This is a genomic window from Brachybacterium sp. ACRRE (assembly GCF_022346485.1).
Taxonomy (GTDB): Bacteria; Actinomycetota; Actinomycetes; order Actinomycetales; family Dermabacteraceae; genus Brachybacterium; species Brachybacterium halotolerans.
Map to the genome: position 1 here is coordinate 11991 of NZ_JAKRMO010000032.1, position 23066 is coordinate 35056.

General features: G+C 73.9%; 21 protein-coding genes. 12 read left to right on the top strand and 9 right to left on the bottom strand.

Annotation, left to right across the window (positions count from 1 at the left end):
- The 5 genes from MHY49_RS10660 to MHY49_RS10680 are packed head-to-tail and all read right to left on the bottom strand — an operon-like array spanning position 1 to position 5249.
- A complete protein-coding gene (locus MHY49_RS10660) occupies positions 1-1305 on the bottom strand; it encodes a DUF58 domain-containing protein (protein ID WP_370646109.1) in 1305 nt (434 codons plus the stop codon).
- Positions 1306-1315: 10 nt separating this feature from the next.
- Positions 1316-2302, bottom strand: a complete 987-nt coding sequence (locus MHY49_RS10665) for a MoxR family ATPase (RefSeq protein ID WP_239203959.1) — start codon at positions 2300-2302, stop codon at positions 1316-1318.
- Complete coding sequence (locus tag MHY49_RS10670) at positions 2299-3501, bottom strand: DUF4350 domain-containing protein (RefSeq protein ID WP_239203960.1); 1203 nt, start codon at positions 3499-3501, stop codon at positions 2299-2301. Before MHY49_RS10670 ends, MHY49_RS10665 begins: the two co-directional genes overlap by 4 nt.
- Positions 3498-4112 (bottom strand): DUF4129 domain-containing protein, encoded by a 615-nt coding sequence (locus tag MHY49_RS19360; protein ID WP_239203961.1) that lies wholly within the window; start codon positions 4110-4112, stop codon positions 3498-3500. The genes MHY49_RS10670 and MHY49_RS19360 overlap by 4 nt, the downstream gene beginning before the upstream one ends.
- A gap of 6 nt (positions 4113-4118) precedes the next feature.
- On the bottom strand, positions 4119-5249 hold the full coding sequence (locus MHY49_RS10680) for a glycerophosphodiester phosphodiesterase (RefSeq protein ID WP_239203962.1): 1131 nt from the start codon (positions 5247-5249) through the stop codon (positions 4119-4121).
- 169 nt (positions 5250-5418) lie between these two features.
- On the opposite strand from MHY49_RS10680, the gene mtrA reads away from it, so the two are divergent.
- The 7 genes from mtrA to secA all read left to right on the top strand — a co-directional run bounded on the left by mtrA (position 5419) and on the right by secA (position 15945).
- Positions 5419-6105, top strand: a complete 687-nt coding sequence (gene mtrA / locus MHY49_RS10685; protein WP_200503088.1) for an MtrAB system response regulator MtrA — start codon at positions 5419-5421, stop codon at positions 6103-6105.
- Positions 6106-6140: 35 nt separating this feature from the next.
- A complete protein-coding gene (mtrB, locus tag MHY49_RS10690; RefSeq protein ID WP_239203963.1) occupies positions 6141-7895 on the top strand; it encodes an MtrAB system histidine kinase MtrB in 1755 nt (584 codons plus the stop codon).
- Complete coding sequence (locus tag MHY49_RS10695; RefSeq protein ID WP_239203964.1) at positions 7888-9591, top strand: LpqB family beta-propeller domain-containing protein; 1704 nt, start codon at positions 7888-7890, stop codon at positions 9589-9591. Before mtrB ends, MHY49_RS10695 begins: the two co-directional genes overlap by 8 nt.
- 127 nt (positions 9592-9718) lie before the next feature.
- The gene (locus MHY49_RS10700; RefSeq protein ID WP_239203965.1) at positions 9719-10519 is read left to right on the top strand and encodes a ComF family protein; all 801 of its coding nucleotides are present in this window, start codon (positions 9719-9721) and stop codon (positions 10517-10519) included.
- Positions 10520-10659: 140 nt separating this feature from the next.
- On the top strand, positions 10660-11361 hold the full coding sequence (gene hpf / locus MHY49_RS10705) for a ribosome hibernation-promoting factor, HPF/YfiA family (RefSeq protein ID WP_200503091.1): 702 nt from the start codon (positions 10660-10662) through the stop codon (positions 11359-11361).
- A 135-nt stretch (positions 11362-11496) separates the two neighbouring features.
- Positions 11497-12807 (top strand): winged helix-turn-helix domain-containing protein, encoded by a 1311-nt coding sequence (locus MHY49_RS10710; RefSeq protein ID WP_239203966.1) that lies wholly within the window; start codon positions 11497-11499, stop codon positions 12805-12807.
- A 201-nt stretch (positions 12808-13008) separates the two neighbouring features.
- Positions 13009-15945: a preprotein translocase subunit SecA gene (gene secA, locus MHY49_RS10715; RefSeq protein ID WP_239203967.1), complete on the top strand. Its 2937-nt coding sequence runs from the start codon at positions 13009-13011 to the stop codon at positions 15943-15945.
- A 15-nt stretch (positions 15946-15960) separates the two neighbouring features.
- On the opposite strand, the gene MHY49_RS10720 is transcribed toward secA, so the two are convergent.
- Together MHY49_RS10720 and MHY49_RS10725 are read right to left on the bottom strand one after the other, a co-directional pair.
- Positions 15961-16362: an Rv3235 family protein gene (locus MHY49_RS10720; protein ID WP_228357945.1), complete on the bottom strand. Its 402-nt coding sequence runs from the start codon at positions 16360-16362 to the stop codon at positions 15961-15963.
- Positions 16359-17321: a LysM peptidoglycan-binding domain-containing protein gene (locus MHY49_RS10725; protein WP_239203968.1), complete on the bottom strand. Its 963-nt coding sequence runs from the start codon at positions 17319-17321 to the stop codon at positions 16359-16361. The genes MHY49_RS10720 and MHY49_RS10725 overlap by 4 nt, the downstream gene beginning before the upstream one ends.
- A gap of 162 nt (positions 17322-17483) precedes the next feature.
- On the opposite strand from MHY49_RS10725, the gene MHY49_RS10730 reads away from it, so the two are divergent.
- A complete protein-coding gene (locus tag MHY49_RS10730; RefSeq protein WP_239203969.1) occupies positions 17484-18038 on the top strand; it encodes a hypothetical protein in 555 nt (184 codons plus the stop codon).
- Positions 18039-18043: 5 nt separating this feature from the next.
- On the opposite strand, the gene MHY49_RS10735 is transcribed toward MHY49_RS10730, so the two are convergent.
- Complete coding sequence (locus MHY49_RS10735; protein ID WP_228357948.1) at positions 18044-18295, bottom strand: AlpA family transcriptional regulator; 252 nt, start codon at positions 18293-18295, stop codon at positions 18044-18046.
- Between the two features lie 226 nt (positions 18296-18521).
- On the opposite strand from MHY49_RS10735, the gene MHY49_RS10740 reads away from it, so the two are divergent.
- From MHY49_RS10740 to MHY49_RS10750, 3 genes are read left to right on the top strand one after another with little or no spacing between them, the layout of a single operon-like run.
- On the top strand, positions 18522-19160 hold the full coding sequence (locus MHY49_RS10740; RefSeq protein WP_239203970.1) for an SAF domain-containing protein: 639 nt from the start codon (positions 18522-18524) through the stop codon (positions 19158-19160).
- A complete protein-coding gene (locus MHY49_RS10745; RefSeq protein ID WP_239203971.1) occupies positions 19157-20455 on the top strand; it encodes a P-loop NTPase in 1299 nt (432 codons plus the stop codon). The genes MHY49_RS10740 and MHY49_RS10745 overlap by 4 nt, the downstream gene beginning before the upstream one ends.
- A 5-nt stretch (positions 20456-20460) precedes the next feature.
- Positions 20461-20904 carry a hypothetical protein gene (locus MHY49_RS10750; RefSeq protein ID WP_239203972.1) on the top strand — a complete coding sequence of 148 codons (444 nt, stop codon included), beginning with the start codon at positions 20461-20463 and terminating at the stop codon, positions 20902-20904.
- Here MHY49_RS10750 and MHY49_RS10755 read toward each other — a convergent pair.
- Entirely contained in the window at positions 20880-21383 is a 504-nt protein-coding gene (locus MHY49_RS10755; protein WP_239203973.1) for a DUF2505 domain-containing protein, read from the bottom strand. The two genes, MHY49_RS10750 and MHY49_RS10755, sit on opposite strands and share 25 nt — an antisense overlap.
- 155 nt (positions 21384-21538) lie before the next feature.
- On the opposite strand from MHY49_RS10755, the gene MHY49_RS10760 reads away from it, so the two are divergent.
- Positions 21539-23044: a sensor histidine kinase gene (locus MHY49_RS10760; RefSeq protein ID WP_228357953.1), complete on the top strand. Its 1506-nt coding sequence runs from the start codon at positions 21539-21541 to the stop codon at positions 23042-23044.
- The last annotated feature ends 22 nt before the right edge of the window (positions 23045-23066 follow it).

A 23066-nucleotide genomic window follows, 5' to 3' on the forward strand; every position in this document is an offset into this window, starting at 1 on the left:
TCAGAGCCGGCCGGCGGCCTTGAGGGCGAGGTACTGATCGGCGATCGCCTGGGGGAGGTCGTCGGGGACGACGTCCACGACATGCGCCCCGCAGCGCTCGAGCGCACGTGCCGTGCCCTCGCGCTCGATGGTCTCCTGCTCGGCCGACGCGGCCCGGTAGACCGCGCCGATGCTCCCGCGCTCGCGCGCCATGCTCGTGAGCGCCGGGTCCGCCGCGGAGCCGACGATCAGCGGATGATCGGCGGCGATGCGGGAGGCGACGGGGAGCAGCCCCTGGCCCGCCGCTCCCGGCTCGATCGGCGTGAGCAGGACGACGAGGGCTCCGCGGCGGGCCCGTCGGCGGATCTCCGAGGCCACCATCTCCCAGTCGGTCTCGACGAGGGCCGGCTCGACCGGGGCGGTCGCCGCGACCACGTCGTGCAGCACCGTGCGGGCGTTGCCGCCGTGCACCTGCACGTGCGGGACGCGGTCGGCGCACAGCACGTCCACCCGGTCCCCGGCCTGCGCGGCGAGCGCCGTGAGCAGCAGCGTGGCATCGAGCGCGGAGTCCAGCCGCGGGGCGTCGCCCACCCGGCCCGCGGACGTCCGCGAGGTGTCCACGACGATCAGCACCTGACGGTCGCGCTCGGGCCGCCAGGTGCGCACCACGACGCTGCGGCGGCGGGCGGTCGCCCGCCAGTCGATCGAGCGCACGTCGTCGCCGTCCACGAAGTCCCGCAGGGAGTCGAACTCCGTGCCCTGGCCACGCTGGTGGACGGCCGCGAGGCCCTCGATCTCCCGCAGGCGGCGCGTGCGCGAGGGCAGGTGGCGGCGCGAGCCGAAGGCGTGCAGGGCCAGCAGCTCCCCGGGCACCTGCCGCATCCCGCGGCGCTCGATCAGACCCAGCCTGCCGCGCACGGCGAGCACGAGCGCGCGGCTCGTGTGCCGGCCGCGCCGGGTCGGGCGGAACACCTGGTCCACGGCCCGGCGCTCCCGCGCGGGGATCGTGAGCGCGGCGCGCTGGTCGGCGAGTCCGGCCGTCGGGTTCCAGGCGTCGCGCAGGCGGACGTCGACGCCGCGGTCGCCGGGGTTCGTCACCAGCAGGCGGCCCGTGCCCTCCTCCCCGAGACGCACCTGCCCGGGGGAGCGGCGACGCACCGGCAGCGTTCCGGGCGAGGGCGTGAGCAGGAGGTCGAGCACCAGCAGCGCGACCCACACGAGGGCGCACACGAGCACGGTCGCCCAGTGCGGGACGAGCACGATCGGCAGCGCGCCGACGACGCCCAGCAGGGCGCCGCGCATCCTCAGGGCGGGCAGGTCCCTCACGTCCGGCTCCTCAGCGGGGGACCGGCACGCCGGCCAGCGTCGCGGCGAGCACCGCCTGCACCTGCGAGCCCTCGAGCTCGGCCTCGGTGGTCAGGCGCACCCGGTGGGAGAGGGTCGCAGGGGCCATGGTCTTCACGTCGTCGGGCGTCACGAAGTCGCGGCCGGTGAGGTACGCCCAGGCGCTCGCCGTGCGCAGCAGCGCGATCGCCCCGCGCGGGGAGACGCCGAGGGACAGGCTCGGGGAGCGCCGGGTCGCGCGGCACACGTCCACCACGTACTCGAGCACGCTCTGCTCGGCGCGCACCTGACGCACCTCCTCCTGGGCGGCGCGCAGGGAGGCGGGATCGGCGACGGTGCGCAGCCCCGCCGCGGCGAGGTCCCGGGTGTCGAAGCCCTCCGCGTGGCGGCGCAGCACGTCCACCTCCTGCTCGCGCTCGGGCAGCGGCAGCACGGCCTTGAGGAGGAAGCGGTCCAGCTGCGCCTCGGGCAGGGCGTAGGTGCCGTCGAACTCGATGGGGTTCTGCGTGGCGACCACCATGAACGGATCCGGGAGCGCGCGCGGCCGGCCGTCGATCGTCACCTGCCGCTCCTCCATCGCCTCGAGCAGCGCCGACTGGGTCTTCGGGGGCGTGCGGTTGATCTCGTCGGCCAGCAGCAGGTTCGTGAACACGGGGCCCTCGCGGAAGACGAGGTCCGAGGTCGAGTTGTCGTAGACCAGGGAGCCGGTGACGTCGCCCGGCATCATGTCCGGCGTGAACTGGACGCGGCGCATGTCCACGTCGAGCGCCTCGGCGAGGGAGCGCACCAGCAGGGTCTTGGCGACGCCCGGCACGCCCTCGAGGAGCACGTGGCCGCGGCACAGCAGCGCGACCACCAGGCTGGTGACGGCCGCGTCCTGGCCCACCACCGCCTTGTGGATCTCGTCGCTCAGGGCGCGCAGACGCTCGCGCGGGCTCTCGGGCGGGGGCGGCGTCGGCTGATCGGGGACTGCGCTCATCGGTCGATCTCCTTCTCGAGGGCGTCGAGGTCTTCGCTCAGGCGCAGCAGCTCCTGGTCGCTGCGCACGGGGGTGGGGCCCAGCAGCGTCCGCAGCTGCTCGGGCGCGAGGGAGGTGTGGGGCGCGAGGGCCGCGATCAGCGCGTCCAGGCGGCCCTCGCGGCGCACGCCGAGCCGGGAGGCCAGACGCACGGCGGTCCGCGCCTGCAGCGAGCGGGCCGCGGCGTCGCGCGCATCGGCCCGATGCAGCAGGTGGGCCCGGCCCACGGTCAGCTCGCGGGCGCGCACGCTCACGGGCAGGGGCTCGACGACCACCGGGCCCAGCCGTCGCGAGAGGGCGAGGAGGACGGCGAGGATGATCGCGCACGCCCACAGCGCCAGCGGCAGCGCGAAGTCCGGCAGCCGGTCCAGGAGCGAGGGGTGCTCCTCGGCGAGGGGGTCCGTGGGCGAGGGGACGTACCAGGTGAGGGCGGAGGCGCCGTCGTCCCCGCCGAGGGCGTTCAGGGCGACCGCCGCGTTGTCGAGGTCCCCCACTCCCGCGTTGGTCAGCAGCGTCGCCGAGCCCAGCACCGTGACGCCCTCCCCGGTGACCACGGCCGCGCCGTCGCCATGGCGGAAGCACGCATCGAAGCCGTCCCCCGCGCGGTAGAGGGTCGCGCTCTTCGCGACGTCCTCCGCGGGACCCACGCGGATCTCGCGGGCGTGCAGGGACGCCGCCGCGCAGGAGTCGTCGGCCCCCAGGCTCGTGGTCTCCTTCAGCGACCCGGCGGGACGGATGTCCGGGGCCAGGTGCGCGAGGACGAAGAAGCTCGGGCGCACGAGCACCAGGTGCCCGTGGCCGCTCGCGCGCGCCTCGGCCAGGCGGTCGAGCTGGGCGGCGTCGAGCGCCGAGGGGTCGGTGACCAGCACCGTGCGGCCCTCGGCGAGGGCCTGCGCGGCGTCGGTCGTGTACCGGCGGACCTCGAGGTCCGTGCCCTCGCGCTCGAGGACGCGGGCCACGGCCTTCGAGCCCTGGGGCGTGGGCGCGGCGGGTTCGAGGGGGCCGTCGCGGAAGGTGCCGCGCAGGGCGACGGCGAGCACCGCCGCGAGCACCACGAGGGCGAGCGCGACCGTGAGCACGCGCGTCGAGGCGCGCGGCCCGGTCCGCTCGGGAGCGGCGGGTGCGGCCGGTGCGGCGGCGGAGGTGGTCGGGGCCGTCATGCGGGCTCCGTCTCCCGCAGCTGCGGGGCGGCCTCGGCGAGGTACTCGGCCAGGCGCACCACGTCCTCGGCGCTCTTGGCGTCGACCTGATGACGGGAGTAGGCGGCGGTGTCGAAGACCTGGGCGGCGCGCAGCAGGCGCGTGCGCACGTCGGGGAAGGCCCGGGAGGCCTCGTCGGCCGCCTCGTGCGCGGTCATGCCCTCGGCGAGGTCGAGAAGGGTGCGCTCCTGGAGGTCGCGCACGAGCGCGCGCATGCCCAGGACCGCCGCATCGCCGGGGCGGTGCTCGTCGGCCGCGGCGCGGGCCCGTCGGCGCAGCTCCTGCCCGCTGAGCACGGGATCCGCGTCCAGGCGCGAGGAGACGCTGAGGGCGGTGTCGCGCCGCATGCGCCCGCTGCGGCGCAGCACCGCGAGGAGCGAGAGCGCCACGAGCAGGACGAGGACCGCGAGCACGACGATGAGCACCGTGGAGGCGCCGCCCGCGCCGCCGGTCAGGGAGTCCAGCCAGTCCTCGAGCATCCCCAGGAGCCGGGGGAGGAAGCCCTGGTCGCGGTGGTACTCGCCGCGCGCGAGCTCCTCGAGGACCTTGCGGCGCGCCTCATCGGGATCCACGCTCGCTCACCTGCCGTCCGCGTCCTGCTGCGCACGCCGCAGCGCGATGTCCCAGGACTCGTGGCGCATCCGCAGGTCGGCGTACAGGGCGGTGAGGCCCGAGGCCCAGAACGGCACGGCGACCACGGAGGCCGCGTACGTGCCGAGCATCGAGATCACCATCAGGATGATCATGCCCGGCACGATCGCGGCCATCTGGGTGGACAGCAGGATGATCCCGTAGATGATCATCCCGACGGTCCCGAAGACTCCGCCGATCACCTGCTGCACGAGGGTGTACGAGCCCGTCAGCAGCACGCCGATGCCGAGCGCGCGCCACAGTCGCCGGCCCCGGGTGAGCGCGAAGGAGCGGCGCACGGCGCCCAGCACGCTCGTGTCCTCGAGGACCAGCGCGGGGGTCGAGAACATCGTGCGCGCCCACACCCACAGCGAGGCCAGCAGCCCCAGGACGAGGAACAGCGGCAGCGGCAGGATCGTCCACCAGTGCGCCTCGCGGACGAGGAGCAGCGGCAGGCCGCCGATCAGGGAGACCACCGCGAAGGCCGCGAAGCCCATGAGGGAGACGAGGATCGCCGTGAGCACGGCCCGCGGCCCGTGCGTGCGCAGCGAGCTGCGCAGGGAGGCGTCGTCCGCGCGGGAGCCGACGGCCTCCGCGAGGGTGACCCGGGTGAGGACCACGAGCACCAGCTGCATGGCGATCAGGGTGATCACGCCCGAGACCATGGAGGAGCCGATGGTCGCGAACATGTCCGCGAGCGAGGTGCCGAGCGGCTCGGTCGCGCCCGAGGACCCCGTCGGGTCCTGGGAGACGGACTGGAGCTGCACGGCCGTCGGGGCGACGCCGATGCCCGCCGCCACCGAGTTGAGCACGAAGGCGATGCCCAGCACGATGGCGCTGACGCCGAACACGAGCTTCGGGCGGCGTCGGTAGATGCCGACGGCCGCGGAGAAGATCTCGCCGACCCCCAGCGGACGCAGCGGGAACAGACCCGCGGCCTGGACGAGCTCGCGCTGCACGGGGCCGGGACGACTCTGCGCGTCCGACGGGCCGGGCGCGGGGGAGGCGGGGGAGGGGTGCGTCGGAGCACCTGCTCCGGGAGCGCTCCAGGGTCCGCTCGGTCCGGTCACGTCGCTCACCTCTCGTCGTCCTCGATGGTCCGTGGTCGCGCTGCCCGGCCGGGGCGTCGGCCGCCGGGCGTCCGCCCCACCGTACGGTGCCGCGCGCCTGCGGCGGGTACGACGATGGTCGAGACCTGCGACGACGTCGGTCCACGTCGGACGACGGGACGAATGGCACAATGAGCCCATGACGACGTCCTCACGCATCCTGGTGGTCGATGACGATCATGCGATCGCGGAGATGGTGGGCATCGTGCTGCGGGGCAAGGGCTTCGACGTGGTCACCACGGCCGACGGCGCCTCCGCGCTGGACGCCTTCGACCGCCTCCACCCCGACCTCGTCCTGTTGGACCTGATGCTCCCGGGCATGGACGGCATCGAGGTGTGCCGTCGCCTGCGCCGCCACTCCGGGGTCCCCATCCTCATGCTCACCGCCCGCTCGGACACGGCCGACGTGGTGGAGGGCCTCGAGGCGGGCGCCGACGACTACCTCACCAAGCCCTTCGAGCCCGATGAGCTCGTCGCCCGCATCAAGGCGCGGGTGCGGCGCAGCGAGGCGCCCAGCACCGAGCAGCTGAGCGTCGGCGACCTGGCCATCGACGTCGACGGGCACGAGGTGCGCCGCGACGGCGAGAAGATCCCGCTGACCCCGCTCGAGTTCGAGCTCCTCGTGCAGCTCGCCCGCCGGCCCTGGCAGGTCTTCACGCGGGAGACCCTGCTCAAGGAGGTCTGGGGGTACCGCCACAGCGCCGACACCCGCCTGGTCAACGTGCACGTGCAGCGCCTGCGCTCGAAGATCGAGATCGATCCCGAGCATCCGCGCATCGTCGTCACCGTGCGCGGCGTGGGCTACCGCGCGGGCGGCGCGTCCTGAGCGTCCTGGACGCCCGGGGCGCGCGCATCACGGCCATGGACGCCGCGGATCGGACCGGAGCGGGCGGGCGCGGCGAGGAGCGCGGGCCGACGGAGCCTTCCGGGTGGCAGCGGCTGCGCCTCCTGCTGAGCCGCTACGCCCACCCGCGCCTGTGGCTGGATCCGCGGCGCTGGAGCCTCGCGGTGCGCGTGGTGGCGCTGACGATCCTGCTTGCGGCGATCTCGGTGATGAGCGTCGGCACGTACCTCTCCTCCGTGATCTCCGACGGGCTCTACGAGCAGCGCCGCGTGCAGGTGCTCGAGGAGTCCACGGCGATCCGCCAGGACCTGCTGGACACCCTGAACGGCACCGCGGGCGCCACCTCGACCCAGTCGCAGGACGCGGCCGCGAGCTTCATCCAGGGTCTGCGCAGCACCGACAGCGGGGCCCGACGCGATGCGGCCCTGGTGCCCGTCGACACGACGAGCGCGACCTCCACGATCGCCTCGGACCGGGCGATGCTCGACCTCGTCGACGCGGACATGCGCACATCGGTCGCCGAGAGCTCGGACGCGCTGGTGTGGCGCAGCGTCGGGCGCCCCGACGACTCCGGTGCGACCGAGCCGCAGCTGCTCGTGGGCACCCGCGTCGTGGTGCCCGGCAGCGGCACCTACGACCTGTTCCTGCTGTACTCACTGGGCCAGGAGCAGCAGACCCTGCAGTTCGTGCAGCGGGCCCTGATGGGCGGCGGCGCCGTCATGCTCGCCCTGGTCATGGGCATCGCGATCGTCGTCGCGCGCCTGGTCACCGCGCCCCTGCAGCGCGCCGCGAGCGCCGCGGAGAAGATCGCCGCCGGCGACCTGGGCAGCCGCGTCGAGGCCACGGGGTCCGACGAGATCGCGAAGGTGGGGCGCTCCTTCAACGCCATGGCCAGCAACCTCGAGCAGAAGATCGAAGACCTCACCGAGCTCTCCCGCGTCCAGCAGCGCTTCGTCTCCGACGTCTCCCACGAGCTGCGCACCCCGCTGACGACGATCCGCATGGCGACCTCGGTGCTCGACGAGCACCGCGAGGACTTCACGCCCGAGGTCGCCCGCACCACCGAGCTGCTCTCCGCACAGGTGCGGCGCTTCGACACGCTGCTCGCGGACCTCCTGGAGATCTCCCGATTCGACGCCGGAGCCGCCGTGCTCGACGCTCGGCGCCACGATCTCGGGAATCTCGTCATGCGCGCCGCCGAGGACGCGCGCCCCCTCGCGGGCTCGCGCGGCTCCCTGCTGGACGTCCAGCTGACCTCGCTGTCGACCGAGGCGGTCGTCGACTCCCGGCGCATCGACCGCGTGCTGCGCAACCTGCTCACCAACGCCATCGAGCACGGGGCCGGCCGGCCCGTCGTCGTGCGCACGGGGGCCGACGACCAGGCGGTCGCCGTCATCGTCCAGGACTTCGGCGTCGGTCTCACCCCCGAGGAGGCCGAGCGGGTCTTCGCGCGCTTCTGGCGCGCCGACCCCTCGCGCGCCCGCACCCTGGGCGGGACCGGGCTGGGCCTGGCGATCTCCCTCGAGGACGCCCACCTCCACGGAGGCTGGCTGCAGGCCTGGGGACGCAAGGGCCAGGGCGCCGTGTTCCGCCTGACCCTCCCGCGCCGGCCGGGCACCCAGATCGCGCGCTCGCCGCTCGCCCTCGAGCGCTCGTTCACCGGGCTCGACCGCGGCCAGGCGAGCGTCGGCACGGTCACCGGAGAGATCCCCGTGCGGGCCGACGCGCTGCCGTCCCTCGGTGAGGACACGGAGGCGGACGACGATGCGTGAGATCGGTCGACGCGGACTGCTGCGCGGCGCGGGACTGCTGGGGACGGCGCTCGCGCTCGGCGCGTGCGCGCGCATCCCCACCTCGGGCGACGTGCACCGCGAGAGCCTCTCCGGGGCCGCGGCCTCCGACGTCCCCTACGTGCAGCCGCAGCCACCGGCCGATGGCGCGAGCCCCGAGCAGATCGTCTCGGGCTTCGTGCTCGCGGGCGTCGGCCCCGAGGACGACTTCGGCGTCGCCCGCCAGTACCTCACCTCCGCGGCCCGCGCGAGCTGGGACCCCGCGGCGGGGGTCACCCTGTACTCGGCGGGCACCGAGCTCGCGATCACCGTCGTGGACCGCTCGAGCGTGCGGCTGAGCGTGCAGGCCGTGGGGCACGTCGACCGCGCGGGCGTGCGCACCCTCTACGGCGGCGCGAGCGCGCGCGAGGTCGAGCTCGGCGTGGTGAAGGAGGACGGGCAGTGGCGGATCAGCGATCCGCCCGCCGGCATCTTCCTCTCCGACTCCGCGTTCTCCCTGCTGTTCCGCGCCGTGCGCCTCTACTTCCTCGACCCCCGGCAGATCCACCTGGTGCCCGATCCGCGCTGGTTCTTCGCGCGCGACGTCACCGCCTCGGCCCTCAGCGCGCTCGAGTCCGGTCCCACCGCGCCCTTCACCAAGGCCGTGCGCACCGCGATCCCCGAGAGCGCGCACCTGGGCTCGGCGCCCGTGAGCGCGGGCGGCGACGGCGTCCTCCAGCTCGAGCTGCCCGGGACCATCACCTCTCTCGGCGCGGACGCGCGCGATCTCGCGATCGCCCAGATCCAGGCGACGCTGCGCTCGGTGCCTGCGCTCTCGGACGTGAAGCTGCTGCGCGAGGGGAAGGACCTCGAGCCTCCCGCCGACGGGCCCTCGCGGGCGCTGCCCGGACACCGGCCGATCGCCGCCGGAGCGCAGGGCGTCGTCTCCCTCGCGGACGTCGGCGCCGGGGCGAAGGCGGAGCAGATGATCCCCGCCCTGGCGAAGGAGACCGTGCACGCCCCGGCGATGTCCCAGGCCTCCCCGCTCGCGGCCGCCCTGCGCAAGGACCGCTCCGCGGTGGTCCTGTGCTCGAGCGACGGCAGCATCCCCCGTCGGGAGGTGGCCGTCGGCGCGGACCTGCTGCCCCCGCGGATCGACGACGCGGGCTTCGTGTGGTCGCCGACGCGCACGGCCTCGGGCGCGCTGCTCGCCCTGTCCAGCCGCAGCACGCAGGAGGACGCGAAGGTCGACGCGAGCTGGCTGGACGGCCGCCGGCTGCTCTCCTTCGACATCGCGGCCGACGCCACCCGCGTGCTCGTGCTCTCGAGCGACGACGGCACCCCGCGCCTGGACCTGAGCGCCGTGGTGCGCGACGAGCACGGCGTCCCCCGCGCCCTCGCCGAGCCCGTGCAGCTGCCCACCGCCCTCTCCTCCCTGCGCATGGCCACCTGGTACGACGAGTCCACCGTGCTGCTGCTGGGCGAGGACACGGAGAGCGCGGCGCCACGGGCCCAGATCATGGGCCTGCAGGAGGACGGAGATCGCCTGCCCGCGCCGCCGGCCACGGTCGACTGGGTGGCGGGCACCGGGGTGACCGTCGCCGTGTGGGCGACCACGAGCGACGGCCGGCTGCTGCGCGTCGAGGGATCCTCCTGGGGCGACGTCGACATGGACGCGCGCGACCCCTCCTTCTACTGACGCTTCTCCTGACGTCGGGCGGCGGGCGCGCTGCCGGGTGCCGGTTGCCGGTCCTCCCCAGAGGCCTTTCGTCCACAGTCTGAGCCCGGTTCCGGCAGGGCGACGACACGGGTGCTGTGCTGGACGGATGACGGACCCCACCCGCGCCGCGGCGCTGCTCGGCGCGATCGTGCGCGAGACCTGCGGCCTGCTCGTGCCGCTCGAGTGCCCCTGCGGCAGCGAGGGGCGCCTGCTGTGCGAGGACTGCGCCGCGCTGCTCGCCGCCGAGGCCCGCCGGGTGGAGGCGGTCTGCGATGCGCTGCAGATCGTGCAGGACGTCCGGGTCCGCGCGGGGGAGGACGGCGCCCCCGCGGGCGTGGACCATCGCGCGCTGCTGCCGGTGATGGCGCTCGGAGAGTACGCGGGGCCCCTCCAGGACCTGGTGCTGGCGTGGAAGAACGGCGGCAGGGCCCACCTGGTCCCGCTCCTCGCACGGGGCCTCGCCCCGGCGGCCCGGGCGCTCGCGGAGGCGGCGGCGGGGGAGTTCGGCCATAGTCCCGATCCCGATCCCGTTGCCGCGCCCGTGCTCGTGCCGGTGCCCAGCAGGCTCGGATCCCGCGTGCGGCGCGGGGAGGACCACACCGCCCAGCTGGCCTCCGCGATCTCGCGCCGCACGGGCCTGCCGTGGGAGGCGCTGCGCGGCAGGCTCGGCGAGGGGCAGGAGGGACGCACGGCGCGTCAGCGCCGTCGGCGCCACCTCGCCGTGCGCGGCGGGGCGCTGTCGCGCACGCGGCGCGAGGGCGCACCGGTGATCCTCGTGGACGACGTGGTGACCACGGGCGCGACTCTGCGGGCGAGCGCCGAGGCGCTCGGGCGGCTGGGCATCGGGGTCGTCGGGGCGGTCGTGGTGGCCTCTGCGCGTCTGCCCGCCACTCGGACGTTCCCCTGACGTCACCCAGGATTCCGTGCCATGCTGTACGTCACGCTCGCAGCGGACGAGTGGATCCCTCGCACGAGGAGGTGGCAGTCGGACCAGCCAATGCGGCCGGGCTGATCATCGGCCGCGTTCGTTCGAATGAGGAGGACCTCATGGAGATCAACGTCGTCGGACGCCACATGGACGTCCCGGAGCGCTTCCACCGCCATCTGTCGGAGAAGCTCGAGAAGGTCACCCAGCTCGCACCCGCGGTCATGCGGGTGGACGTGGAGCTCTCCGAGGAGAGCAACCCGCGCCAGGCCGATCAGGCAGCCCGCGTGGAGATCACCGTGCATGACGACGGCGCCGTGATCCGCTCGGAAGCCCGGGCCGATGACCTCTACGGCGCGCTCGACGTCGCCTACGGCAAGCTGTTCGAGCGCCTGCGGCGCGCCCGCGACCGCCGCAAGGACCATCGCCGCGGCCGTTCCCGCGGGCACGGCGCCGAGAGCGTGCGGACCATGGGGCACACCGGGGAGATCCCGCTGCTCCCCGAGGACTCGGTGGCCGCGGCGTCGGCCGACGAGGCCCCCGCGGCCGCGGACGAGGACGAGACCAGCGAGGCGGCCGACGAGAGCCCCGTCGTGATCCGCGAGAAGAAGCACAAGGCCGCCCCCATGAGCATCGACGATGCCCTGAACCGCATGGAGCTCGTGGGCCACGACTTCTACCTCTTCATCGACGAGGCGACCGGGAACCCCAAGGTGGTCTACCGCCGCAAGGGATGGAGTTACGGCGTCATCGAGCTCGAGCGCGTGGAGGAGGTCGCCCTCGACATCGACCCCGAGGACGAGCTCGCCGCCCGCAGCGCCTGAGAGACCAGCGCCCTGCGCGCCGCGCAGTGCGCCACCGACCATCGACCCCCGCATGCTCCGCCCGTCGCGCTCCCCGCGGCGGGCGGAGCCGCGTGCAGCGCCGTTCTGTCCCACCCTGCTCCTAGGATCGGATCCATGCCCGAGCGACTGAGCTGGAGATCCGCCCGCCGCATCGCCCTGCGCGCGCAGGGCATCGGCGGCCGCCGCGCCGACGACCTGCCCGCGCGCTCCGCGAGCCGGCGCAGCCTCGAGCGGACCCTCGAACGCACCCACCTGCTGCAGATCGACTCGGTGAGCGTGTTCGCCCGGGCCCACCACATGCCCGTGTTCACCCGGCGCGGCTGCTGGGACGTGGACGTCCTGGACCGTGCGAGCCGGCCAGGCCGCGGGCGTCTCGTCCAGGAGGCCCTCGCGCACGAGGCCGCCTTCACGACCGCCGAGGTCCACTCCCTGCTGGGCTTCCGCCGCGAGCGCGCCGCGCGCAGGGACTGGGGCGCCGTGCGCCGCGCCGCCGGGTCGGACGCCGGGGCGATGCGCCGCGTGCTCGACGTCATCGCCGAGCACGGGCCGATCAGCGCCGCCGCCGTCGCCCGCCTCGTCGGCGACGACGAGAAGCCCGCCGAGGGCTGGGGATGGCGCCGTTCGGACACGCAGTGGCTCGTCGAGTACCTCTTCCGCGCCGGTCACGTGGACTGCGTCGGGCGCAGCGCCCAGTTCGAGCGGCTCTATGCGGCCGACGCGGGCGCGCCGCTGCCGGACCACGCCTCGTCCTCCGACCCGGAGGGCCGGAAGGATGTGACGGGCGCGGAGGGCGCGGGCAGCGACCCGGACCCGTCGGCGGCGCAGGGAGAGCTCACGCGCCGCGCCGCGAAGGCGCTTGGGATCGCCTCCCCGGCCGATATCGCCGACTACTTCCGGCTGCGCGCCGCCGAGGTCGCCCCGCACATCCGGGACATGGTCGCGACCGGGACCCTGCGGGAGGTCACCGTGCGCCGCGGATCCCAGGACCTCCAGCTGCTGCTGCACCACGAGGCGCCGCGGCCTGCCCCCGTCACCGCGGCCGCCCTCGTGAGCCCCTTCGACCCCGTCGCCTTCCACCGTCCCCGCCTGCGCGACCTCTTCGACGTCGAGTACCGGATCGGGATCTACACGCCGCGCGCCCAGCGCACCCACGGGTACTACGCCCTTCCTTTCCTGCTCGACGATCGGATCGTCGCCCGCGTGGACCTGCGCAGCGACCGCCGGCGCGGGGTCCTCGAGGTCTGCGAGGCGCACCTCGAGCCGCTGCCCACGATGAGCGCCCGCGAGAGCGTGCCGGGCGCCGACGAGGTCGCTCCCGCGCTCGCCGAGGAGCTGGGCCGCGCCGCGCGCTGGCAGGGCCTGACGAGCATCGAGGTGCTCGGCGTCGGCGACCTCGCCCCCGCGCTCGCGGAGATGCTGTCGTAGACGTCCTCGGATCCCCGCCCCGCCGTGTGCCCTGTGGCACGGCGCTCGCAGGAGAGGGCACGTAGGATGGGGCGGCGCCGCGCCCTCCGGGGCCGTCGGCGTCCGCGCACTGCCGACCCGCCCCGCGGGCCGGAACACCATCCGCCCTCCCGGGCGGACGAGACGAACCGGGCCGGTCACGGTCCACCCCGAGGAGCACGAGTGGTCAACCTCTTCGACACGATCCTGCGCGCCGGCGAAGGCCGCGAGCTGCGCAGGCTCACCACCATCTCCCGTCGCGTCGACGACGCGGCCGCGATCTACGAGGACTACAGCGACGAGGAGCTGCGCGAGGAGTCCGTGCGCTTCCGCGAGCGCCTCGAGGACGGCGAGACCCTCGACGACATCCAGGTCGAGGCCTTCGCCGCCGTGCGCGAGGCCGCGAGCCGCACCCTGGGCCAGCGCCCCTACGAGGTGCAGGTGATGGGCGGCGCGGCGCTGCACCGCGGTCGCATCGCCGAGATGAAGACCGGTGAGGGCAAGACCCTTGTCGCGACCCTCCCCGCCTACCTCAACGCCCTCGCGGGCAAGGGCGTGCACGTGGTCACGGTCAACGACTACCTCGCCTCCTACCAGAGCGACATCATGGGACGCGTGTTCCGCGCCCTGGGGCTGAGCACGGGCTGCATCGTCTCCGGGCAGAAGCCCGAGGAGCGCCGCGAGCAGTACGCCGCGGACATCACCTACGGCACGAACAACGAGTTCGGCTTCGACTACCTGCGCGACAACATGGCGCTGAGCGCCGACGAGCGCGTCCAGCGCGGCCACTTCTTCGCGATCGTCGACGAGGTCGACTCGATCCTCATCGACGAGGCCCGCACGCCGCTCATCATCTCGGGCCCCGCCTCCGGCGACGCCAACAAGTGGTACGCGGAGTTCGCGAAGGTCGTCCAGCTGCTGCGCCGCGACCGCGACTACGAGGTCGACGAGAAGAAGCGCACCGTGGGCGTGCTCGAGACCGGCATCGACAAGGTCGAGGACCACCTGGGGATCGACAACCTCTACGAGTCCCTGAACACCCCCCTGATCGGCTTCCTGAACAACGCCATCAAGGCCAAGGAGCTGTTCAAGAAGGACAAGGACTACGTGGTCCTCAACGGCGAGGTGCTCATCGTCGACGAGCACACCGGCCGCATCCTCGCCGGTCGCCGCTACAACGAGGGCATGCACCAGGCCATCGAGGCCAAGGAGGGCGTGGCGATCAAGGCCGAGAACCAGACGCTCGCCACGATCACCCTGCAGAACTACTTCAAGCTCTACGAGAAGCTGTCGGGCATGACCGGCACGGCCGAGACCGAGGCCGCCGAGTTCATGAACACCTACAAGCTGGGCGTGGTGCCGATCCCGACCCACAAGGACATGATCCGCAAGGATCAGGTCGACAAGGTGTTCCGCACCGAGAAGGCCAAGTTCGACGCGGTCGTCGAGGACATCGTCTCCCGCCACCACCAGGGTCAGCCCGTGCTCGTGGGCACCACGAGCGTCGAGAAGTCCGAGTACCTCGCGAAGCTGCTCAAGGCCCAGGGCGTGGACCACGAGGTCCTCAACGCGAAGAACCACGCGCAGGAGGCCGCGATCGTCGCCATGGCCGGCGCGAAGGGCGCCGTCACGGTCGCCACCAACATGGCCGGCCGCGGCACCGACATCATGCTCGGCGGCAACGTGGAGTTCATGGCCCACCGCGCGCTCAAGGAGCGCGGCCTGGACCCGGAGGAGGACTCCGAGGCCTACGAGGAGGCGTGGGACGACGCGATCGCGGAGGCCGAGTCCCAGGTCTCCGCGCAGCACGACGAGGTCGTCGAGGCCGGCGGCCTCTACGTGCTGGGCACCGAGCGCCACGAGTCCCGGCGCATCGACAACCAGCTGCGCGGCCGCTCCGGCCGCCAGGGCGATCCGGGCGAGTCCCGCTTCTACCTCTCGCTGCAGGACGACCTCATGCGCCTGTTCAACGCGGGCGCGGCCGAGACCCTGCTGGCCCGCGGCGGCGTCGACGAGTCGGTCCCGCTGACCGGCCGCATGGTCTCCTCCGCGATCCAGCGCGCCCAGCAGTCCATCGAGTCGCGCAACGCGGAGATCCGCAAGAACGTCCTGAAGTACGACGACGTCCTCACCAAGCAGCGCAAGAAGATCTACGAGGAGCGCACCCGCATCCTCGAGGGCGAGGACCTCGGGGAGCACGTCGGGCGCTACATCGACGAGGTCATCGGCGGTGCGGTCGACGCGGCCACGCGCGGCGTCACCCCCGAGGACGTCGACCTCGAGGAGCTCTGGGGCACCCTGCGACCCACCTACCCCGTCTCGATCTCCGCGGAGGAGCTCGTCGAGGAGCACGGCGGCAAGGAGAACCTCGACGCCGCGACCCTGCGCGAGGAGATCCTCTCCGACGCGCACCTGGCCTACGAGAACCGTCGGGCCGAGCTCGGCGAGGACGCGATGGACCAGCTGCAGCGCCGCGTGCTGATGTCGGTCATGGACCGTCGCTGGCGCGAGCACCTCTACGAGATGGACTACCTCAAGGAGGGCATCGGCCTGCGCGCCATGGCCCAGCGCGACCCGCTCATCGAGTACGAGCGCGAGGGCCACCTGATGTTCAGCGACATGATCGCGGGCATCAAGGAGGACGCGGTCGGGTACATCTTCAACCTCGAGGTGCAGGTCCAGCCCGCTCCCGTCGTGCCGCAGTCCGTCTCCGACCTGGTGACCAAGGCCGCCGGCGCGGTCGGCGCCCTCGCCGGGACCCCCGCGTCGGAGGCGTCCGAGGACGCTTCGGGCGAGGACGGGACGGCCGAGGACGGGACGGCAGACGGCGAGCCGGCGGACGACGCGGCGGACGCGGCCCCTTCCGTGACGCTGCGGGCGAAGGGACTGGACGAGGGGCCGAGCGCACGCGAGCTGCGCTACTCCTCGGCCGAGGGCTCCGGCGCCCAGGACGTCTCCTCGCTCTCGAGGGCCGAGCGCCGACGTCGCGAGCGTCAGCAGCGCAAGCAGGACTCGAAGAGCGCGCAGGGCTCCTCGAGCGCGCGCGGCTCCGATTCGCCCACGGCGTCCGGCGGGAACACCAGCGGTCCCTCGCGCGGGCGGCGCGCCAAGCGCTCCTGACGCCCCGGGGGAGGGTCAGCCGACCTCCAGAACGGTGACCCTCCACCCGGTGTGCCGCAGCTCCCAGCGCATGGCGAGGAATCGTGCGCGGTCGGCGTCGCGCACCACGGTGCTCGCCTCGACGACCCCGGAGGTGACCACGCAGGTGCGGGTCCCGGAGATCGCCAGGCGCACGCGCGGAGTGCGGCCGGTGAGGCCGCGGATCCTGCGGGTGAGCGCCGCGCGCCGCGCCAGATAGGCCGAGACCTCCGGGGTGACCAGCCGGGAGAGCGTGCTCACCGGCCGGGAGTCGCGCACGATCTCGACCGCGCAGCGGGCCACGCTCTCCACGAGCCGGAGGCCGTCCTCGGGGTCGCGCGGATCCACGCCCGCGACGAGCTGCTGATCGGTGGGCACGAGGCCGTCCGTCGTGGTCATGAGTTCTCCTGGGAGGTGGGGAGGGCATCGGGGACGGTGAGCACCTGTCCGGGCTCGATGTGGTCGGGGTCGGGGCCGATGACGTCGGCGTTCGCGGCGAAGAGCTCGGGCCAGGCCGCTGAGATCTCCTCGGGGGAGTCCGGGCCGACGCCCATGAGGTCATCGCTGATCGACCAGAGCGAATCGCCGTCCTTCACGACCACCGTGAGGGTGTCCGGCCGCCCGCTGTCATCGGAGCTGCTGTCATCGGCGTTGCTGTCATCGGCACCGGTGGCGCCGGACCCGGCGGGGGTGTCCTGGCCGTCCGCGGGGGCCTCCTGATCGCCCCAGCCGAGGCCCGGGAGCTCCTCGCCGCCGGCGTCCGGCTGATCCGTGGGCTCCTCGGGCGACGGTGCGTCGGGCTCGGCGGGCAGCTGGGCGGAGGGGGTGTGATCCGTGTGCTCGGGCGGTGGATCCTGCGAGCCGGGAAGGCGCATCAGCGGAGCCTCGGCGGGCGCCGAGGTGAGAGAGGCCGTCGACCCCGCCGCGCTCGTGACCCCGACCGGCGTGCCCTGGGCCTGCGCGGGCCCCGCCAGGAGACCGGCGGCCGCCGTGGTCACGGCGAGCGTCGCCAGCGCGCGGGAGGCGAGGCTCGGCGCGAGCACGCGCAGCGCCCGCAGCAGCGCTCTCGAGCCCGCGGCATCGGCCCCTCGCAGCACCACCACGGCAGCGAGGGCGTGCACGAGGGCGAGGTACGCGCACAGCAGGACGCCGAGGGCCGCGACCGCGAGCAGCACGAGCGCCATGAGCGCGTCGGTGCCGTAGCTCGAGCGCGCCTCGACCTGCAGGGCGGCGGCCGCCCTCAGGAGGACCGCGCCGGCGGCGAGCGAGGCGATGGCGATCAGCGGCAAGGCCAGCGCGGCGCGCCGACCGGTCGCCCTGGGCGTCACGTGCGTGCTCGGTCGGTCCGTCGTGCTCATCTTGTCCCCTCGCCATGCGCACCGGCAGACCGCCGATGTCGTGAGTACGCGTTCATCCATGTCATTTGATGCAGTTTGCTGTCGTATGAAGCGATGTGCGGGAATCTATCGCGATGTGATGTGAAGCGCAAACGTGCTCGTGGCAGCGCTTAGAGTGGGCGGATGAGCCTGGAGCGGATGTTCGAGGACCTCGAATCGCGCATGGACCACCTCGAGAGCGAGGAGCGGCGCGCGGTCACCGAGGAGCTCACGCGCGCCGAGCGCGCGCAGGTGCTCGTCCTCGATCGCCTGCGCGGCGCGGTGGGGCATGACATCCGGGCGCACCTGCGCGACGGTGCGGTCGTCGGGGGAGAGATCGTCGAGGTCGGCGCCGACTGGGTGCGGCTGCGGTCCCGGGCCGACGCGCGCTCCACGTGGGCGGTGCTCGGCGCGATCGTGCTGCTCGAGGACCTGCCTGATCGTGTGCGCGAACCAGGCAGCACGCGACTTCGCCCCCCGGGGCTCGGCACGGCGCTGCGGGCACTCGCACGGGACCGTGCGCTCGTGCACGTGCGCACGGCGGCGGGGGAGATGCAGGGCCGGATCTCGGGCGTGGGTCAGGACGCCCTGGATCTCCGTCTGCTGCCCTCGGGCGAGCAGCGCCCGGCCTCCGGGGCGCGCGGGGTGACGATCCTGCTCTCGGGGATCCTCTCGCTCACCGCGCAGCGGCCGGACTGATCAGGTCAGCGCTCGCTGCGGTGCGGGGCCGACGAGGTCTGCGGCGCTTCCGTGCGCTCCTGCTCGAGGAAGGTCTCCGTGGCGGCATAGGAGCGCTCGATGTACGCCTCGAGCTCCGAGAGCTCGACGCGCCACTGCCCGCGACCGCCCACCTTGATCGCGCGCAGCTCGCCGGAGCGCACCAGGGCATAGGCCTGGGACGCGGAGATCGAGAGCTGCTCGGCGACGTCGGAGAGCGGGATGAAACGCGTGGTCATGGGTCTCCTCGGAAGGGGAAGGGCCTCATTGTCGCACCCGTGCGCTCTCGGATCCTGAGCATTGTGGACGAGTGGTCGCGGACGCCGGACAGTGCTCCGCTCGGTGCCTCGTCGTCCACAGGATCGATCGGCGGGCGGCGCGTGGACGAGCAGTGCCGTAGCCTCTCGCTCGAGGGCCGGATCCCCTGAGTCCGCCGGCCCCGCCCGCTCCCCGGAGGTAGCTCTCGTGCCCCCTGCCCCTTCTCTCATGCGCCTGCGCCGACCTCGCTGGAAGGATCCGCGCCTCCTCGTCGGCATCCTGCTGGTCGTCCTCAGCGTGCTGCTGGGCGCCCTGCTCGCCTCGCGCGCCTCGGCGACCACGACGGTGCTCGTCGCGCGCGACGAGGTGGTGGTCGGCGATGAGATCGGCCCCGACGCCTTCACCACGGCCGAGGTCCGCCTCGGCGACCAGTCCGCGCGCTACGCTTCCTCGCCCGGGGACATCCCCGAGGGGTCCACGGCCCTGCAGTCCGTGCACTCCGGGGAGCTGCTGCCCGTCTCCGCGATCGGCCAGGGAGGCGGGGGCGACCTGCGCCCCGTCGTCATCCCCGTCGACAGCGCGGTCGCGGACTCCGTGAGCCCGGGCCGTCCCGTCGAGCTCTGGCGCACAGCGGCCGACGAGCAGGACAGCGATGCCCTCGCGGAGAAGCTCGTGGACGGCGCCACCGTGCGTCGCGTGTTCGAGGGCAGCACCCTGGGCATGCGGTCCATGAGCGTCGAGGTGCTCGTCCCGGCCGACGATCTCCCCGAGGTGCTCGAGGCCCTGGGATCCGGCGACAGGATGGACGTCATCGGCGTGCCCGGCGACCAGCAGGCCGGCTCATGATCGACATCGTGCTGTGCGCCTCCGGGCGCGATGAGGTGAGGATCGTCCACGACGTGGCCCGGGGGTCCTCCGGGAGGGCGCGGATCGTGCGGCGCTGCGCCGATCTCGCCGAGACGGCGGCCGTCGTGGCCGCCGGCATCGGCGACGTCGTCGTCATAGATCTCGCCGTGCGGGGTCTGGACCGCGAGGCCGCCGCCGAGATGCTGCGGGGCGGGGCGGGCGTCGTCGGCCTGCGCAGCGAGGAGGGTGCGGCGGCCCGCACCTCGCTCGGCCTGCGGATCGTCGTGGACGCCTCGGCCGACGTCGAGGAGCTGCTCGAGGCATGCGAGCGCGCCCTGCGGCCCGAGTCGGAGGAGGAGTCCGCCGGCGACGCGTGGGTGCAGGACACCGCCGATGGTCTCGAGGACCTGCCGCCGCAGCGGGCGCCGCTGATCGTGACCTGGGGGCCGGGAGGCGCGCCGGGCCGCTCGACCGTCGCCGTGAACCTCGCGGCCGAGCTCGCCGACGCCGGCGAGCCGACCGTGCTCGTGGACGCCGACACTCACGGACCTTCCCTCAGCCAGATGCTCGGCGTCCTCGACGAGTCCCCGGGTCTCGTGGCGGCCTGCCGCGCCGCCGCCCGGGGCACGCTCGACGACGAGACCCTCGATGCGCTCGTCCCCGCGGTGCGCGGGCGTCTCCACCTGCTCAGCGGAATCGGCGTGCCCGCCCGCTGGGCGGAGGTCCACCGCAGCTCCCTCGAGGACGTCTGGGAGGCACTCGCGGACCGCGGCGGCGCCGTGGTCGTGGACGTCGGGGCCCCTCTCGAGGAGGACGAGGACCTCAGCTACGACACCGCGGCCCCGCAGCGCTGCGCGGCGTCGCTCAGCGCCGTGCGCCGCGCCGACGTGCTGCTCGCCGTGGTCTCCTCCGACCCGGTCTCGATCACGCGCCTGGTGAGGGAGCGCGAGCGGCTCGACGAGATCGGCGCCGGGCCGCTGCACGTGGTCATCAACCGCGCGGGGCCGCCCGCACGCGGGGAGAGGGTCGAGGAGCTGCTGCGCTCGCGCATGGACGTGGCCTCCGTGACGATCCTGCCGGAGGAGGCGACCACCTGCCGCCGCGCCGCCTGGGACGGCGCGCTGCTCGCGGAGGCGGCGCCGCGCAGTCCCCTGCGCAGGGGACTGCGCGACCTCGCCGCCCGGGTGCGCGCGGAGCATGCCGCCGACGAGCGAGAGGGGAGCGGAGCCGTCGCGGAGGCCGCCGACGCGGGCGGCGCGGACCCGGAGCGCGCGGGCGCCGGCGTGGCAGGATGAGAGCCATGAGGATCTTCGCGCCCGTCGGACCCGCCGATCATGACGCCCTGCGCTCCGGCGCCGCGCGGATCGCGCTCGAGACGGGGCGCCTCGTCTGGGGCGTCTCCGATGCCGCCCGCGCCGAGCGCGCGGAGGAGGACGTCGAGGAGCTCGAGTACGACGCGCTCCAGGACGCCGTGTTCAGCGCGCTGGGACAGGTCGACCCGCGGATGCGGGCGCTGGTCCTCGCCGGCGACGTGCCGGACGCCTCCCTGGCCGACGCGAGCGAGGTCGGCGGAGCGTTCGGGCTGCGCCTCGCCCGCGAGGGCGCCCTCGTGATCGCGAGCGCTCACGCCACTGAGCTCGACGCCGCGGCGGCCGAGGTCGACGACACCGACCCCGCGCTGCTCTGGTTCGATGCGAGCGAGCTGCCCGCTGCGCTCGACTACGCGGAGGCGCCGCTGCGGTAGTCCTCGGCCGAGCGCTCCTCGGCCCGCAGCACCTTCGTCACGTACGGCAGCGCGGCCTTCTCGAGCCGGCCGCCCAGCAGCGGGACCTTCGCCGTGAAGTCCCCGTCGATGCTCACGGCGGAGTTCTCCCCGGCGGGCCGCAGCTTGAGATTCCCGTGCATCGAGGCGGGGGCGCCCTGCACGGTCAGCTCGATGGTGCCCAGGCGCGCACCGCCCTCGGCAGGGGCCTGCCAGGACTGCACCTCGAGGATCTTCACGCTCCTGCCCACGAGCGAGCGGGCGATGTCCGGGATGCCCTCGGTGGCCAGCTCGAGATGCGTGGTGACGGTGAAGGCGCCGGCAGGATCCCCCTCCACCTCCGAGGTCGCGGACTCCGCGTGCAGGGTGCGGCCGCGGATCCGGGTGTAGGCGGGATCGGCGTACATCGCCGCGGCCGCCTCGGGCGGCATCGGCAGGTTCAGGTTCTCGCTCAGGCGCATGCTCCCACTATGCCAGCTGGGCCGGCCCGCTGACCGCCTCGTCCCCGCCTCGTCCACGTCTCTTCCCCGCCTCGTCCCCGCCGGGGCGGCCCGTGCGGGAGTCCGGAGCCGGGCACCCGCGCGGAGCACCCCTGCACAGGACCTATCCTGGCCGTATGCCGAGTCTCGCCAAGTACCTCTCCGACGTGCCGGACATGGATGAGAAGACCTCCGAGTGGCTGCAGCTCCTGGTGGGGGACTGGGCCCTGCTGTCGGACCTGCTGCGCGCGGACCTCGTTCTGTGGGTCCGCACGCCGGCCGGCGCGCTCGCGGTCGCGCACTGCCGGCCGTCGACCGGCGCCACCGTCTACTACGAGGACCCCGTGGGGATCGAGGCCGACCCCGAGGAGAAGCCGCTGGTGCGCGCGGTCCTGGACGGCGAGGAGCCGTACTTCGAGCCCGCTGTGGTGATGCGGGAGGGCCAGGAGGCGCTGCGCCAGCTCGCCCCCGTCCGCCACGAGGGGCAGACCATCGGCGTGCTCACCATCGAGGCCCCTGTGCCCGCCGGCGAGCCCAGCCGCAACGAGACCCGCCAGCACGAGCTGGGCGAGCGGCTGCTGCGGATGATGGGGGAGGGCGCCTACCCGATCGCCGGAGCCCCGATCCCCCCGCGCCGCGGTGCGCCGCGCGTGGGCGACGGCATCGTCGAGCTCGATGCGCAGGGCGTGATGATCTGGGGGTCGCCGAACGCGCTGTCGGCCTTCCATCGCTTCGGCGTCGCCGGTGACATGACCGGCAGCACGCTCGCCGAGCTCACCACGGAGCTGCTGCAGACGCGCGCGCCCGTCGACGAGTCGCTGCCGCTCGTGCTCATGGGGCGCGCGGCCTGGCGCTCGGACATGCAGGCCCGCGGCGGGACGCTCTCGCTGCGAGCGATCCCGCTGACCGCAGGCGGCAAGCGCGACGGCGCGATCATCCTGGTGCGCGACGTCAGCGAGCTGCGCCGCCGCGAGCGCGAGCTGATCACCAAGGAGGCGACCATCCGGGAGGTGCACCACCGGGTGAAGAACAACCTCCAGACCGTGGCCGCCCTGCTGCGCCTGCAGTCGCGGCGGATGAAGAGCGACGAGGCCCGCGACGCGCTCGCCGAGGCGCAGCGCCGGGTCGCCACCATCGCGCTCGTCCACGAGTCGATGCTGCAGGGCAGCGAGGAGGCCGTCTTCTTCGACGAGGTCATCGAGCGCTGCCTGCGCCTCGCCGTCGACGCCGCGAGCGCGACCGTGCACCGCGAGGGGGCCGACGTCACGGACCCGCACCAGGTCGAGGTGCGCACCCAGCGCGTCGGCAAGGTCGGCTCCGTGCGGCCGGAGGAGGCGACCCCGCTCGCGCTCGTGGTCACCGAGCTCGCGACCAACGCCGTGGAGCACGGGCTCTCGGAGACCGGCGGCACGCTCACCATCCGCGCGGAGCGCACCGGCAGCCACCTCGTGATCCACATCGAGGACGACGGCGCGGGCATGAAGTCCGCCCAGCCCACCGGGCTCGGCACGAACATCGCCCAGACCCTCGTGCAGGGCGAGCTCGGGGGGACGCTGGACTGGGAGAACCGTCCCGAGGGCGGCACCCGGGCGACGATCGACGTCTACCTCGACCCCGTCAGCGTGGATGCCGCGAACGCCTGAGGCGGTGTCCGTCGGCCGCCCG

What these genes read in the sequence shown, in the direction of transcription:
- MHY49_RS10665 (WP_239203959.1), bottom strand. Translation starts at nt 2,302, where the DNA reads ATGAGCGCAGTCCCCGATCAGCCGACGCCGCCCCCGCCCGAGAGCCCG.
- MHY49_RS10670 (WP_239203960.1), bottom strand. Translation starts at nt 3,501, where the DNA reads ATGACGGCCCCGACCACCTCCGCCGCCGCACCGGCCGCACCCGCCGCT.
- mtrA (WP_200503088.1), top strand. Translation starts at nt 5,419, where the DNA reads ATGACGACGTCCTCACGCATCCTGGTGGTCGATGACGATCATGCGATC.
- mtrB (WP_239203963.1), top strand. Translation starts at nt 6,141, where the DNA reads ATGGACGCCGCGGATCGGACCGGAGCGGGCGGGCGCGGCGAGGAGCGC.
- MHY49_RS10695 (WP_239203964.1), top strand. Translation starts at nt 7,888, where the DNA reads ATGCGTGAGATCGGTCGACGCGGACTGCTGCGCGGCGCGGGACTGCTG.
- MHY49_RS10700 (WP_239203965.1), top strand. Translation starts at nt 9,719, where the DNA reads ATGACGGACCCCACCCGCGCCGCGGCGCTGCTCGGCGCGATCGTGCGC.
- hpf (WP_200503091.1), top strand. Translation starts at nt 10,660, where the DNA reads ATGGAGATCAACGTCGTCGGACGCCACATGGACGTCCCGGAGCGCTTC.
- MHY49_RS10710 (WP_239203966.1), top strand. Translation starts at nt 11,497, where the DNA reads ATGCCCGAGCGACTGAGCTGGAGATCCGCCCGCCGCATCGCCCTGCGC.
- MHY49_RS10720 (WP_228357945.1), bottom strand. Translation starts at nt 16,362, where the DNA reads ATGACCACGACGGACGGCCTCGTGCCCACCGATCAGCAGCTCGTCGCG.
- MHY49_RS10725 (WP_239203968.1), bottom strand. Translation starts at nt 17,321, where the DNA reads ATGAGCACGACGGACCGACCGAGCACGCACGTGACGCCCAGGGCGACC.
- MHY49_RS10730 (WP_239203969.1), top strand. Translation starts at nt 17,484, where the DNA reads ATGAGCCTGGAGCGGATGTTCGAGGACCTCGAATCGCGCATGGACCAC.
- MHY49_RS10735 (WP_228357948.1), bottom strand. Translation starts at nt 18,295, where the DNA reads ATGACCACGCGTTTCATCCCGCTCTCCGACGTCGCCGAGCAGCTCTCG.
- MHY49_RS10745 (WP_239203971.1), top strand. Translation starts at nt 19,157, where the DNA reads ATGATCGACATCGTGCTGTGCGCCTCCGGGCGCGATGAGGTGAGGATC.
- MHY49_RS10750 (WP_239203972.1), top strand. Translation starts at nt 20,461, where the DNA reads ATGAGGATCTTCGCGCCCGTCGGACCCGCCGATCATGACGCCCTGCGC.
- MHY49_RS10755 (WP_239203973.1), bottom strand. Translation starts at nt 21,383, where the DNA reads ATGCGCCTGAGCGAGAACCTGAACCTGCCGATGCCGCCCGAGGCGGCC.
- MHY49_RS10760 (WP_228357953.1), top strand. Translation starts at nt 21,539, where the DNA reads ATGCCGAGTCTCGCCAAGTACCTCTCCGACGTGCCGGACATGGATGAG.